At 65.4% G+C, this 13848-nt stretch carries 11 protein-coding genes and 1 tRNA gene; 11 read left to right on the forward strand and 1 reads right to left on the reverse strand.

What is annotated here, in order from left to right:
- The first annotated feature begins 4 nt into the window (after positions 1-4).
- Complete coding sequence (locus QFZ33_RS16910) at positions 5-523, forward strand: substrate-binding domain-containing protein (RefSeq protein WP_307029330.1); 519 nt, start codon at positions 5-7, stop codon at positions 521-523.
- Between the two features lie 27 nt (positions 524-550).
- Here QFZ33_RS16910 and QFZ33_RS16915 read toward each other — a convergent pair whose 3' ends face one another.
- Positions 551-1027, reverse strand: coding sequence for a MarR family winged helix-turn-helix transcriptional regulator (locus tag QFZ33_RS16915; protein WP_102972116.1), 477 nt, complete (start codon positions 1025-1027; stop codon positions 551-553).
- Between the two features lie 95 nt (positions 1028-1122).
- Here QFZ33_RS16915 and bcp point away from each other — a divergent pair, with 95 nt between their 5' ends.
- From bcp to QFZ33_RS16965, 10 genes are all read left to right on the forward strand, one after another.
- Complete coding sequence (bcp, locus tag QFZ33_RS16920; RefSeq protein WP_307029332.1) at positions 1123-1599, forward strand: thioredoxin-dependent thiol peroxidase; 477 nt, start codon at positions 1123-1125, stop codon at positions 1597-1599.
- A gap of 147 nt (positions 1600-1746) precedes the next feature.
- A tRNA-Leu gene (locus QFZ33_RS16925) sits at positions 1747-1828 on the forward strand.
- 233 nt (positions 1829-2061) lie between these two features.
- Entirely contained in the window at positions 2062-2733 is a 672-nt protein-coding gene (locus QFZ33_RS16930; protein ID WP_307029334.1) for a fasciclin domain-containing protein, read from the forward strand.
- Between the two features lie 151 nt (positions 2734-2884).
- Entirely contained in the window at positions 2885-4558 is a 1674-nt protein-coding gene (locus QFZ33_RS16935) for an ABC transporter substrate-binding protein (RefSeq protein ID WP_307029336.1), read from the forward strand.
- 77 nt (positions 4559-4635) lie between these two features.
- Entirely contained in the window at positions 4636-6141 is a 1506-nt protein-coding gene (locus tag QFZ33_RS16940) for a malate:quinone oxidoreductase (protein ID WP_307031868.1), read from the forward strand.
- Between the two features lie 77 nt (positions 6142-6218).
- Entirely contained in the window at positions 6219-9437 is a 3219-nt protein-coding gene (locus tag QFZ33_RS16945; protein ID WP_307029338.1) for an efflux RND transporter permease subunit, read from the forward strand.
- 157 nt (positions 9438-9594) lie between these two features.
- Positions 9595-10545, forward strand: coding sequence for an endonuclease domain-containing protein (locus QFZ33_RS16950; RefSeq protein WP_307029340.1), 951 nt, complete (start codon positions 9595-9597; stop codon positions 10543-10545).
- A gap of 133 nt (positions 10546-10678) precedes the next feature.
- The gene (locus QFZ33_RS16955; RefSeq protein ID WP_307029342.1) at positions 10679-11959 is read left to right on the forward strand and encodes a DDE-type integrase/transposase/recombinase; all 1281 of its coding nucleotides are present in this window, start codon (positions 10679-10681) and stop codon (positions 11957-11959) included.
- Positions 11960-12176: 217 nt separating this feature from the next.
- Positions 12177-13343, forward strand: coding sequence for an LLM class flavin-dependent oxidoreductase (locus QFZ33_RS16960; protein WP_307029344.1), 1167 nt, complete (start codon positions 12177-12179; stop codon positions 13341-13343).
- On the forward strand, positions 13340-13807 hold the full coding sequence (locus QFZ33_RS16965) for a MarR family winged helix-turn-helix transcriptional regulator (RefSeq protein ID WP_307029346.1): 468 nt from the start codon (positions 13340-13342) through the stop codon (positions 13805-13807). The genes QFZ33_RS16960 and QFZ33_RS16965 overlap by 4 nt, the downstream gene beginning before the upstream one ends.
- The last annotated feature ends 41 nt before the right edge of the window (positions 13808-13848 follow it).

The raw sequence follows: 13848 nt of genomic DNA on the forward strand, positions 1-13848 counted from the left end.
AGCAGTGACGATTACGAGGGCATTCGGATGGCGGTGGAACACCTCGTGTGCCTGGGACAACCGGCGGATCGTCCATATCGACGGCGGCACCGCGGTCTCCGCCGAACCGCGCCGGTCTGCCTTCCGGGCGGAGATGGAACGCCGCGGCCTGGAGCCGGCCATCATTGCTGGCGGCGCGATGGAGGAAGACGGGATGACTGCCGGCAATGCCCTCGGCCTGGACATGCCGACAGCCGTCATTGCCTTCAATGACAGGTCAGCCCTGGGACTCATCGAGAGCCTCCGGGCGCAGGGCCTAAAGGTCCCGGCAGATGTGTCAGTGCTGGGCTACGACGACAGCATGTTCGCGCGGCTCAGCTATGTGCAACTGTCCTCGATCAGCCAGGACGCTCCGCTGCTTGCCGCCGCGGCCGTGGACCGCGCTGTGGCCCGAATTGAGGGAACGCAGCCGCCCGGGCATGTTGTACGGACCCCGCACCTGGTTGCGCGCAGGACCACGGCGGCTCCCGCTGCCGGCGGGTAGTCGCCGGCGCCAGGAATTTGCCTCAAACTAGGAATTTGCCTCGACGGTCAGCCCGGCGTCAGCTCCGGCCACAATGGCGCTAGTTTCAGGCGACGCGAAGCGCTTGGCCAACTCCCGGACCACCGCCTGGAGTTCCTGGCGGAGCCGATCCGGGTCGATGGATGCCGCGGCCAGGACCGACCGCTCCATGTCTGCTGCAGCCATTACAGCTTCGGTGCCGCGCTCCGTGAGCGATACGACGTGGCTGCGCCGGTCCGAAGTGCTGCGCTGGCGCACGATGTGCCCGTGCGACTCCAGACGGCTCAGCGTCTTGCCCATGGTCTGGGCCTGCACCCGGACGAGCTGGGCCAACTGCGCCTGCGTCATGGGGCCGCTATTGTAGAGCACCTCGATGGCGATGACGCCGGCATGGGTCAGCCCAATGGCGCCCAGCTTCTCGTTCCAGGAGTGCTCCACAAGGCGGGCCGCCGTGGACAAGAGGCGCCCCGTGGGCCAGCGATCCATATCAGGCATACCACCAAGTATAACTAAGCCTGATTAGTACCCGATACGAAGCCTCACTAAGCTGAAATGTCCTGCACGAAAACAAGGAGACAACGTTGGCTGAAAAACTTACGCCGGGCGACACCGCCCCCGGCTTCACACTGAAGGATGCAACGGGAGCAGACGTCAGCCTCAGCGACTTCCGCGGCCGGAACACCATAGTTTATTTCTACCCGGCCGCCGCCACGCCCGGATGCACCAAGCAGGCCTGCGACTTCCGGGACAGCCTGGCATCGCTTCAGGCTGCCGGCTACGAAGTGCTTGGGATCTCGCCTGACCCGGTGGGCAAGCTGGCGAGCTTTGCCGACACCGAGGGCCTAACCTTTCCCCTGCTGTCGGACGAAGACCACGCCGTTGCCGAGGCATACGCCGCGTGGGGCGAGAAGAAGAACTACGGCCGGACCTACGAGGGCCTCATCCGCTCCACCGTGGTGGTGGACCCGGCCGGCAAAGTCGCCGTGGCCCAGTACAACGTCCGGGCCACCGGGCACGTCGCCAAGCTGCGCAAGGACCTGAAACTCGCGGACGCCTGACAACCCGGGCCCGCGCCGGACAACACTGTCCAGCGAAACCGGCGCCTGCCGCAAGACCGCACAGGTGACGGTACAATTGAGGCTGGCATCCGCCGTCGTACTTTTCCTGCTGCTTATACCGGCACGGAACGCACCAGGCGGAGCCGGGCGCGAGTGGTGAAATTGGCAGACACGCAGGATTTAGGTTCCTGTGCCTTCGGGCGTGGGGGTTCAAGTCCCCCCTTGCGCACAAAAGTAAAGAGTAGGGAATCCCGGGCTACGGCCCGGGATTCCCTCGTTTAAGGGGCCCGCCCACCAGGCCGCCAGAAAATCTTTTCCGGTTCACCCATCCATTGCTGCCAGCCAGGCGAATACCCAGTGAGACACCGCCCCACGGCCGGTGCCCCACAGTCGGAAAAGGATCACCGGAGGGCTCCACAGCCCCTCCGATCCCGTTCGTCGGCACAACCAAGGAGAATCGAAATGCAGTCTTTCAAGCGCTCAACCTTCACCGTCGCAGGCATTGCAGCCGCAGCCCTGCTGAGCCTCACCGCTTGCGGCGGTTCCGCCGGCACGTCCAGCAACTCGTCGGCCGCCGCCGAGCCGTCTGCCTCCAGCATGGCGCCGTCACCGTCGGAGACGTCGACGGCGGCCATGGATTCGGCCGCCAACCTGGCAGGGCCCGGCTGCGCTGGCTACGCCAAGCAGGTCCCCAGCGGCAAGGGTTCCGTCGCAGGCATGGCCCTGGACCCCGTGGCCGTCGCCGCCTCGAACAACCCGTTGCTGAAGACGCTCACCGCCGCCGTCTCCGGCAAGCTCAACCCCAAGGTTGACCTCGTGGACACCCTCAACGGCAGCGAGTTCACCGTATTCGCACCGGTGGACGACGCCTTCGCAAAGGTCGACGCCGCAACGATCGAGACGCTCAAGAAGGACGACGCCCTCCTGAGCAAGATCCTCACGTACCACGTGGTCCCCGGCCAGATCACCCCGGACAAGATTGTGGGCACGCACAAGACTGTGCAGGGCGGATCGGTAACCGTGACCGGGACCAAGGATGCCCTTAAGGTGGACGGCGGCAACGTGATCTGCGGCGGCGTACAGACGGCGAACGCCACCGTTTACCTCGTGGACTCGGTGCTGATGCCCAAATAGTCGCTGGGCCTGTTCCGGGAGTTCTTCTGGGCAGAGGCCGCGGTTCGCACCCGACAGTGCGGACCGCGGCCTTTTGTTGTTCCGTCAATTAGACTGGGTGGCGGGCAAACGCCGCCCACGCGCACCCCAGCAGTCCAGAGGTGGTAATCGAGTGCCCAGCAGTATCCCGCGCCGTACGGCCCTCAAGACCGGTGCCGTCCTTCTGGGCCTGTCGCTCACTTCCTGCACGAGCGAAGCCCAGCCCACGCCGTCGTCCGTTGCGGCAAGCACCAGAACACCTGCCGCTGCCCCGTCGGCGACCTTCACGTTCGGCACGGCATCGCAGCCTCTGGGCCTGGACCCCGCCCTGGCCAACGACGTCGAATCGCAGCGGGTCACCCGGCAGATCCTGGAAGGGCTGGTGGGCGTCGACCAGACAACGGGCGAGCCCACGCCGCTGCTGGCAACGCAGTGGACGGAATCGTCGGACGGCCTGGCCTACACCTTCACCCTTCGCCCGGGCATCAAGTTTCACGACGGTTCCCCTTTCAATGCCGACGCCGTCTGCACCAACTTCGACCGCTGGTTCAACTTTTCGGAGGCCCTTCGGAAGCAGGCTCCGGGAACCACCTTCAAAGGGGTCTTCAAGGAGCATGCCGACCACCGGGAGCTGTCCGTCTTCAAATCCTGCACCGCCCTGTCGGCGCTGCGGGTGCGGATCAGACTCACGGAACGCTTCACCGGCTTCCTGCAGGCCCTAACGCTTCCCGCGTTTGCCATCTCCTCCCCCAAGGCTCTCGCCGCCGGGAAGGCCGATCAGCCCAGCCTGCGGCGCGGCAGCCAGGCACTTTCCGCTTACGCCACCCATCCCGTGGGTACCGGCCCCTTCCGTTTCTCCGCCTGGGACAGCGCGGGAGTGACGCTCGCGGACAACAAGGAGTACTGGGGCACCCGGGGACAGATCGCCACCCTCAAATTCGTCACCTACGACCACCCGCAGACGCGGCTGCAGGCCCTGCTGGACGGCAGGATCGACGGCTATGACGCCGTGACGGTGGGAAACTTCGACCAGCTGGTCAAGCGCGGCAAGCAGATCATCCAGCGGGACCCGTTCTCGGTGATGTATCTCGGCATGAACCAGGAAATTCCGGTACTGAAGAACCTCAAGGTCCGCCAGGCCATCGAGCTGGCCATCGACAAGGACACGCTGATCAGGCGCTTCTTCATCGACAACACCGCCCAGGCTTCGCAGTTCGTTCCGCCCAAGCTGAGCGGGTTCAACAACAACGCACCCGCACTGGGCTATGATCCCCGCAAGGCGAAGGAACTCCTGGCAGAGGCCGGCTACAAGGGCCAGGCCCTGAAGTTCTACTACCCCATGAACGTCACACGGCCGTACCTGCCCACGCCGGAAAAGATTTATGCGGAAATCAGCCGCCAACTCACGGCGGTGGGCCTGAACATCCAGCCCGTCCCCGTGGACTGGACGGACGGCTACCTGCAGAAGGTGCAGAACCCGGGCGACCATGCCCTGCACCTGCTCGGCTGGAACGGTTCCTATTCCGACGCGGACAACTTCCTCGCCCCGCTCTTCGGCGAGAAGAACGGCGAGTTCGGCTACCAGGACCCGCAGGTGTTCTCCAAGATCGACCGCGCCCGCGGACTCCCGGACGGCCAGGAACGCACCCAGCAGTACCAGACCATCAACGCCCAAATCGCGGAGTCCTTGCCCGCCGTCCCCATCGCTTTCCCGATCTCCGCCCTGGCCCTGTCCGACCGGGTGATCAGCTATCCCGCCTCGCCGGTATTAAATGAAGTTTTCACCAAGGTCCAGCTGAGGCCTTGACGTAGGGGCGCAATTTCAGTTAGAGGGCGGTACAGGGATATTCTGTGACAGCCAGAGCCGCCTACGGGAGACTGATTGTGACCTTCATTTCCAAGACCCAACATGCCGACGTCGTCCTTATTGGTGGCGGCATCATGAGCGCCACGCTGGGTGCGTTCATCAAGCAGCTCGAACCCAACTGGACCGTCTCCCTGTTCGAGCGGCTCGACGAGGCCGGCCTGGAGAGCTCAGGACCGTGGAACAACGCCGGCACCGGACACGCCGCGCTGTGTGAGCTTAATTACTCCCCCGCCGCCAAGGACGGCTCGGTCAATCCTGCCAAGGCACTGCACATCAACGAGCAGTACCAGCTGTCCCGCCAGTTCTGGTCCCACCTGGTGGACAACTCCCTGATCGGCTCGCCCAAGGGTTTCATCAACACCGTTCCGCACATGAGTTTCGTCATTGGCGAGGACAACTCCAGCTTCCTCAAGACCCGCTACAACGCGCTCAAGGAGCACACCCTGTTCCGGAGCATGGAGTACTCCGAGGACTTCGCGCAGATCGCCAAATGGGCGCCGCTGATCGTCAAGGGCCGCGACACGAAGCAGCGCGTCGCCGCCACCCGCGCTGCCGAAGGCACCGACGTCGACTTCGGTGCCCTCACCCGGGAGTTGACCGGCTACCTTGCCAACAACGGCGTCGAAATCAACTACGGCCACAACGTCACCGATCTCCGCAGGGCGTCCGACGGCGGCTGGGACCTTTCGCTCAAGCACCCCGCTTCCGGTGAGCGCGGAAGCATCCGGGCCAAGTTCGTCTTCGTCGGCGCGGGCGGCGGAGCGCTGCACCTGCTGCAGGCTTCCGGCATCCCGGAAAGCAAGGGCTTTGGCGGGTTCCCGGTCTCCGGCCAGTTCTTCCGCTGCACGGACCCGTCCCTCGCGTCCCAGCACAACGCCAAGGTCTACGGCCAGGCTTCCGTCGGCGCGCCGCCCATGTCCGTGCCGCACCTGGATACGCGCTACGTCAACGGCAAGCGCTCCCTCCTGTTCGGCCCGTACGCCGGCTTCTCTACGAACTTCCTGAAGAACGGCAGCTACCTCGATCTCCCGCTGTCCATCCGGCCGAGCAACATCATCCCGATGCTCGCCGTGGCCAAGGACAACATGGACCTGACCGCCTACCTGGTCAAAGAGGTGGCCAAGCGCCACGGTGACAAAGTGGAGGCGCTGCGCGAGTACTACCCGGAGGCCCAGGACGGCGACTGGGAACTCATCACCGCCGGCCAGCGCGTGCAGATCATCAAGAAGGATCCGAAGAAGGGCGGTGTGCTGCAGTTCGGCACCGAGGTGATTGCCGCCCGCGACGGTTCCGTCGGCGCCCTCCTCGGCGCTTCACCTGGAGCCTCCACGGCCGTGCCCATCATGATCGAGCTCCTGCAGAAGTCCTTCCCCAAGAACTTCAAGGGCTGGCAGTCCAAGCTCAAGGAAATGATGCCGGGCTACGGCGTCAAGCTCGACGAAAACCCGGAGCTGGCGGCGGAGCTCGAGAAGGCCACCGCCAAGAGCCTCCAGCTGGAAGCATCGCCCGCAGTCCAGCGGTGACCGTCCAGCGCTGACCGGCGCGGGTTGCGGCAGGCACCACCGAAGGCAAACAGTCCGTCGACTCAGGAGATCATGCGATGTTCCGGCTGGCCCAACTATCCCTCGGGAACCGCGCACTCATCGCGCTGATCACCATCTTCGCCTCGGTGTTCGGCGTGATCACCATGTCCTCGCTGAAGCAGGAACTCATTCCCTCGGTGGAGTTCCCGCGGATCACGGTGATCACGTCGATGCCCGGGGCGTCGCCTGAGGTGGTGGACAAGCAGATCAGCCGGCCGCTGGAGACGGCGCTGAACGGCGTCGAAGGCCTGGAGTCGACGTCGTCCACCTCCCGCAAAGGCGTCTCGCAGATCAGCCTGGTGTTCACCTACGGTTCCAACCTGGACCGGGCCCGGAACCAGATCGACCGGGCAATTTCCAACGCGAAGCGCACGCTGCCGGACGACGTCCAGCCCCAGGCCATCGCCGGCAGCATCAGCGACTTCCCCATCGTCTTCCTCGCCGTCTCCTCCGACAAGCCGCTGAGCGAGCTGAATACGGACCTTCAGCGGCTGTCGGTACCGAGGCTGCAGAAGCTCGACGGCGTCCGAGGCGCCGACGTGACGGGCGGCGCCAACCGGCACATCCTGATCCAGCCGAACGCGGCCAGCATGGCCGCCGGCGGTGCCAGCATCCAGTCGGTCCGGAATGCCCTGACCAACAACGGCGATCTTGTTCCGGCAGGCACGATTGAGGAGAAGGGCCAAAGCCTCTCCCTGCAGATCGGCAGCCCGGTCGACTCGGTGGCCGCGGTGAAGTCCCTGCCGCTCAGCGGGGCCAAAGCCGGCACCACCATCGGTTCTGTGGCCGACGTCAGCATCAAGGATGACCCGCGCACATCCATCACCCGGACGAATGGCCTCGAGACGCTGGCCATTTCCGTGACGAAGAAACCCGAGGGCGACACCGTGGCGCTCTCGCACGCGGTGAAGGATTTGCTGCCACAGCTCGAGGCGGAGCTTGGCTCGAACGCCAAGTTCACCCCCGTCTTCGACCAGGCACCTTTTATCGAGAAGTCCATCAAGGACCTCACCACGGAGGGCCTCCTGGGCCTCGGTTTCGCGGTGGCCGTCATCCTCGTCTTCCTCATGTCCGTCCGCTCCACCCTGGTCACCGCCGTCTCCATTCCGCTGTCCCTGCTGATCACCTTCATCGGCCTGTCCGGCACGGGGTATTCGCTGAACATCCTCACGCTCGGCGCGCTGACCATCGCCATCGGCCGGGTCGTGGATGACTCGATCGTGGTGATCGAGAACATCAAGCGGCACCTGAGCTACGGCGAAGCCAAGCTCACCGCGATCCTCACCTCCATCCGTGAGGTGGCCGGCGCCATCACCGCCTCCACGTTGACGACAGTGGCCGTCTTCCTCCCGATCGCCTTTGTCGGCGAACTCACGGGCGAACTGTTCCGTCCGTTCGCCCTGACGGTCACCATTGCGCTGCTCTCCTCGCTCCTGGTGTCCCTGACCATCGTTCCCGTGCTCGCGTACTGGTTCCTGAAGAGTCCCGCCAACGGAGACGCCGGCTACGCCCCCCGCTCCGCCCGGGAAGTCCAGGCGCAGGCAAACGAGGCCGAGCAGCGCAGCCTCCTGCAGCGCGGATACCTTCCCGTCCTGAACAAGACCCAGAAGCACCCCGTGCTCACCCTGATCGCCGCGGTCCTGGTCCTCGGCGGGACCGCTGCCATGACGCCGCTGCTCGCCACCGACCTGCTGGGACGCTCAGGGGAGAACAGCATGACGGTCAAGCAGGAACTGCCCGCCGGCACGAGCCTCGAAGACACCAGCGCCGCGGCCCGGAAGATCGAGGACGTGATCCTGGCCATCGACGGCGTCAAGGACGTCCAGGTGACCTCCGGCAATTCGCAGGCGGGCTTCACCGCGCTGACGTCCTCGGGCGCCTCCAACTCCTCATTCACCGTTGTCACCGACGAAAAAGCGAACCAGGGCAGGCTGCAGGACGCAGTCCGCAGCCAGCTTGCGGCTGCCGGTGCTGCCGGCAAGATCTCCGTCGGTTCCCAGCAGGGAGGCTTCGGAACGTCCTCCACCGTGGACATCACCCTGAAGGCGGCCACCTCCGAAGACCTGGGGAAGGCCAGCGACGCGATGGTCAAGGCGATGACCGGAGTTCCCGGAAGCAGTGAGGTGACCACCAACCTGGCTGCCAGCCAGCCCGTGGTGCAGGTGAAGGTAGACCGGGCCAAGGCCGTTGCCGCCGGCCTGACCGAAGAGCAGGTTGCGGGCGTCCTCGCCTCCACCATCAGCCCCGTCCCAGCAGGCACCGTGCGCATCGACACGGACGACTTCCCCGTCCAGATCGGCGAAGGAAAACGCTTCACCAGCATCGGCGCCGTCCGCAGCATCCCGCTCCCGACAGCGTCCGGCGCCATCCCGCTCAGCCGGATTGCCGCCGTCGAACAGGTGGAGGTCCCCGTCTCCATCACCTCCAGCAACGGCCAGCGGACAGCGCGGGTGTCCGTCACGCCGTCGGGATCCAACCTGGGCGCCGTTAGCGCGGAGGTGCAGCAGCGCCTCAAGGCCGTGGACCTTCCCGCCGGTGTGACCGCGGAGATCGGCGGCGCCACCACCCAGCAGGCAGAATCCTTCCGGCAGCTCGGCCTCGCGCTGCTGGCCGCCATCGCCATCGTCTACGTGATCATGGTGGCAACGTTCAAGTCGCTGGTGCAGCCGCTGATCCTCCTCGTTTCGGTGCCTTTCGCCGCCACCGGAGCGGTTGCCCTGCTCCTCGTCACGCGGGTGCCGCTGGGGCTGCCGTCGTTGATCGGCATGCTGATGCTCGTGGGCATCGTGGTGACGAACGCGATTGTGTTGATCGACCTGATCAACCAGTACCGGAACCCGCGTGGCGGCAATCCGGGGATGAGTGTTGCCGACGCCATCACCCACGGCGCCCGGCAGCGGCTCCGGCCCATCCTGATGACCGCGCTGGCCACAGTCTTCGCGCTGACCCCCATGGCCCTGGGCATGACGGGCGGCGGCGGGTTCATTTCGCAGCCGCTGGCCATCGTGGTGATCGGCGGCCTGGTGTCCTCCACCGCGCTGACGCTGGTGCTCGTCCCTGTGCTGTACCGGCTGGTGGAGGGGCGGAGGGAGAAAAAGGAGCTCAAGCGCCAGCTCAAGCAGCGTCCCGGCTTCTCCTCCGCCGATGACGACGTCGATGCCGAGTTCGCGGACTGGACCACCGGCATGGTGCCCAAGCTCAGCGGACGACGTGCCGCCCCCGACTCCCCCGAATGACCCCGCCGCGTCACCACTTCTCCTCCCCACCCAACTAGGTCGCAGTTCAGGGCGTTCCCAGCGCTGGGAACGCCCTGAGCTGCTACCTACATGGGTGTCCGTCAGGGAACCTGTGGATAACCCAATTCCGGGCTCCGGTTTTTGGAACGATGGGGCCATGAAGTATCCGAGCCCATTGCCCGACCATCTGTCGGACGTTCCCTTCACCGTGGATGAAGCGCTCAACGCCGGGGTTGCCCGGGACCGGTTGAAGATCGGCCTCGTGACTCCCAGCCGGGGCATCCGGACACCTTACGACGCCGGAACCCGCCCGGAGTGCACGCAGCAGCTTGCGCAGCTGGCCAGGCCCCACACACACGTCACCGGCCTTTCGGCGGCGTCGCACGCCACCGCATTCCTGCTGTGGGAGTTTCCCGGCTTTCTGCCTGGCGCTGACGTCCCGGCCATCCACGTTTCCCGCCCGGATGCGGTTGCCATCGCCCGGCGGCGGGGTGTGGTGGGGCACCGCGGGCAGTTCTTTCCTGACGAGATCGTGGAGCTTGATGGGGTGTTCGTTACCAGCAGGACCCGGACCTGGCTGGACATCGCCCGGCGAATGAGCGTCGATGAGCTGACGGTGGTGGCTGACCATCTCCTGCGTCATCCCCGCCCCGAGTTCGAGGGGAGGTCCGCAGCCCATGCCACCCGGGACGAACTCGCCGACATGCTGGACCGGCACAAGGGAACGCCCGGAATCCGGAAGGCGCGCCTGGCTCTTGAACAGGCGCGCGTCGGCGCGGATTCTGCCCCAGAAACACGGCTCCGGCTTGCCCTCACCCGCCGCGGCCTTCCCGATGCCGACGTCAACGTGCCGGTGGCGTTGGGCGGCGGCGCCGTGCGCCAACCCGATCTTTCCTATCCGGAGTTCCGTGTGGCCGTGGAATACGACGGCGAGGGCCATTCGGATCCGGCACAGGTACTGAGGGACATCCGCCGCGATGAGGATTTTGCCGCCGGGGATTGGATCCTGCTGCGGATCGGCAAGTCGCATATGGAGAACGACGCGCGGGCGGCCGTCCGCAAGGTCCGCTTGGCGCTTCTGGCGCGTGGCTGGTCCCCATCTGAGTAGCAGCACAGGGCGTTCCCAGCGCTGGGAACGCCTGTGGAGTCTCATGACTTAATGGACAGTTCTGTCTCATGACTTCGTAGACACTCTGTCTCAGGACCTCGTGGACACTTGGGCTGCGGGTTTGCTGCTGTTCATGAGTAAATCCCAGCCGGACATCAGGATTCGGCATGCTGTTGCGACATGGTCCGAGGATTCGCCCAGGGGTGCGGTGAGCGCATTCTGCAGGAAGCACAATGTTTCCCGGGCCTGGTTCTACCGGGTCCGGGCGGCGGCCGCTGAGGTCGGGCCGGTGAAAGCGCTGGAGAAGAGGCCCACGCTTCCCTCGACGACGCCGACCGCGACTGCACCGGGCATGGTGGATCTGCTGCTCGGTGCCCGGGCGGAGCTCAAGAAACTGGGCTTGGACCACGGCCCGCTCTCTGTCATCGCAAAGCTCTCCAGGCAGGGCTTTAGGCCGCCGTCCCGGGCCACGGTCGCCAGAATCTTTGCCCGGGCCGGGGTCGTGGTGCCGGAGCCGAGAAAGAAGCCGCGAAGCGCTTACAAAAGGTTCGTCTATCCCCAGCCCAATGCGTGCTGGCAGATCGACTCGACCGAGTGGCAGCTCGCCGACGGGAGGAAGGTGGCGATCTTCCAGCTCATTGATGACCATTCACGTCTGGCACTGGCGTCCCTGGTGGCCACCGGGGAAACCAGGGACGCCGCGATCGCGGTCGTCACGCTGGCCATCGAATGCCACGGTGCACCGCAGAAATTCCTCTCCGACAACGGCTCGGCCCTGAACCCCACCCGCCGCGGACGCACCGGCGCGCTGGTCGAATTCCTCAAAGCCAGGGGCATCGAGCCGATCACGGGCAAACCCTATAAGCCCACCACCCAGGGCAAGAACGAACGCTTCCATCAGACCCTGCACAGATACCTGCACCGGCAGCCGCCGGCGCCATCAATGCCCGTCCTGCAATTACAGGTCGATGCCTTCGATCTCTACTACAACAACGAACGTGAACATCAGGGCCTGCCTCCCGGCCTGACTCCCCGGGAAGCCTGGGACGCCACCCCGAAGACACCCCCGCCCGCCCCGCCGGAACCGGCCGTGGCCGGACCGGGCCGGCGAAGCGCGCAACGGACAGTGGACCGGAACGGGTGCGCGACGATCCTGGGAACCCATTTCAAACTGGGCAATGAACACATCGGAACGACTGTCCATATCCTCTACGACGATGCCGTCATCATGTTCTTCGGAGCGCAAGGGACCGAAATCATCAGCCACCGCCGGCCGGCCCAAGGCACTCCCTACGTCGGCAACGGCAAACCCTCAGGGGTCGCAGCCAACCCCCGGGGAGCCCGCAAGAAACGGAGCATCTACCCGACGCTCAAAGCCCGCCAGCCAACGCCAGAGAACGAAGTGTCCACATAGCCATGAGACATCAAATGTCTACGAAGTCCTGAGACAGGAAGTGTCCACGAGGTCCTGAGACATGACAAGCGCTGGGAACACCCTGAAGTGCTACTCAGTTGGGAGGGGCGGGAATAACCTGGGGCTGACGACGTTGAGGGCAGTACATGCAAACGCATGTAAATCGGGTATACTGGTCGCACAGGCCCGAACAACTTCGGCGAACGGAAGGCTCATCATGCAGATCGGCGTATTCAGCGTCAGCGACATCACCCAGGACCCCACAACGGGCCGGACCCCTACCGAGCACGAGCGCATCAAGGCGTCAGTGGCGATCGCCAAAAAGGTCGAAGAAATCGGCATGGACGTCTACGCCATCGGTGAGCACCACAACCGGCCGTTCTTCTCCTCCTCTCCCACCACCACGCTCGCGTACATCGCCGCCCAGACCGAGCGGATTACACTGTCCACGGCCACCACGCTGATCACCACGAACGATCCGGTCAAGATCGCCGAGGACTTCGCCATGCTGCAGCACCTCGCCGACGGCCGGGTGGACCTGGTGCTGGGCCGCGGCAACACGGCCCCGGTCTACCCCTGGTTCGGCAAGAACATCCAGGACGGGATCGAGCTCGCCATCGAGAACTACAGCCTGCTGCGCAAGCTGTGGGACGAGGACACCGTCAACTGGTCCGGAAAGTTCCGCACACCGCTGCAGAACTTCACCTCCACCCCGCGCCCGCTCGACGGCGTGTCCCCCTTTGTGTGGCACGGCTCCATCCGCAGCCCGCAGATCGCGGAGGTGGCGGCGTACTACGGCGACGGCTTCTTCGCCAACAACATTTTCTGGCCCAAGGAGCACTACCAGCAGCTGATCAGCCTCTACCGCGAGCGCTACGAGCACTACGGCCACGGCAAGGCTGACCAGGCCATCGTGGGGCTGGGCGGGCAGTTCTTCATGCGGAAGAACTCCCAGGACGCCGTCAGGGAATTCCGGCCGTACTTCGACAACGCCCCCGTCTACGGCCACGGCCCGTCCCTGGAGGACTTCACGTCCCAGACCCCGCTGACCGTCGGCAGCCCGCAGGAAGTCATCGAGAAGACCCTCACCTTCCGCGAGTTCTTCGGTGACTACCAGCGCCAGCTGTTCCTGATCGACCACGCAGGCCTGCCGCTGAAGACCGTCCTGGAGCAGCTGGACCTTTTCGGCGAGGAAGTCCTGCCGGTCCTGCGCAAGGAGTACGCCGAGCGCACGCCCGCTCACATCCCGGCTCCCCCCACGCACGCCGGACGCGTTGCCGCACGGATCGCAGCTGAGGGCGCTACAGGCGAGGGCGCTGCCCCGGGCACAGGGATCGGCCAGGACACGGCTGCCGCCGCTGCCTCCCCAACGGAGTCACGATGACACCCCGGGCAGTTTCGGGGACGTCCGCCGTCCGGCTGGCCTCAGAAACCTGGGAGTCGCTGTTCCGCGCGCAGGTGGCCGTGATGCGCCGGCTGCAGTCGGGCCCCGCTTTCCGGGACCTGGCGGTGAACGAGTACGACGTGCTGTTCACACTGTCGCGGTGCCCGTCGGGCTGGCTGCGCCTGAACGAACTTAACGACAACGTGCTCCTGAGCCAGTCCAGCCTGAGCAGGCTGGTGGACCGGCTGGAGAAACGCGGCTTGGTGGAGCGCCAGCCGGCCCCGAACGACGGCCGGGGCGTGCTGCTGAAGCTGACGGAGGAGGGCGCGGCGCTGCAGAAGGAAATTGGCCGGGAGCACGTGCGGGACATCGCCGAGCTCGTTGCCCCGGCGCTGACGGCGGCGGAGCAACGGGAGCTGCTCCGCCTCACGGAGAAGCTGCGCGCGTCACTGCCGTCCCGTTAGCTGGACAGCCAGTGGCCCCGTTAGCAGACGGCCGACGGCGG

Origin of the sequence: Arthrobacter globiformis, assembly GCF_030815865.1 — a bacterium.
Taxonomy (GTDB): Bacteria; Actinomycetota; Actinomycetes; order Actinomycetales; family Micrococcaceae; genus Arthrobacter; species Arthrobacter globiformis_B.

Coding starts and splice junctions, on each gene's coding strand:
- QFZ33_RS16965 (WP_307029346.1), top strand. CDS start 13,340: ATGACACCCCGGGCAGTTTCGGGGACGTCCGCCGTCCGGCTGGCCTCA.
- QFZ33_RS16950 (WP_307029340.1), top strand. CDS start 9,595: ATGAAGTATCCGAGCCCATTGCCCGACCATCTGTCGGACGTTCCCTTC.
- QFZ33_RS16955 (WP_307029342.1), top strand. CDS start 10,679: ATGAGTAAATCCCAGCCGGACATCAGGATTCGGCATGCTGTTGCGACA.
- QFZ33_RS16960 (WP_307029344.1), top strand. CDS start 12,177: ATGCAGATCGGCGTATTCAGCGTCAGCGACATCACCCAGGACCCCACA.
- QFZ33_RS16930 (WP_307029334.1), top strand. CDS start 2,062: ATGCAGTCTTTCAAGCGCTCAACCTTCACCGTCGCAGGCATTGCAGCC.
- QFZ33_RS16915 (WP_102972116.1), bottom strand. CDS start 1,027: ATGGATCGCTGGCCCACGGGGCGCCTCTTGTCCACGGCGGCCCGCCTT.
- QFZ33_RS16945 (WP_307029338.1), top strand. CDS start 6,219: ATGTTCCGGCTGGCCCAACTATCCCTCGGGAACCGCGCACTCATCGCG.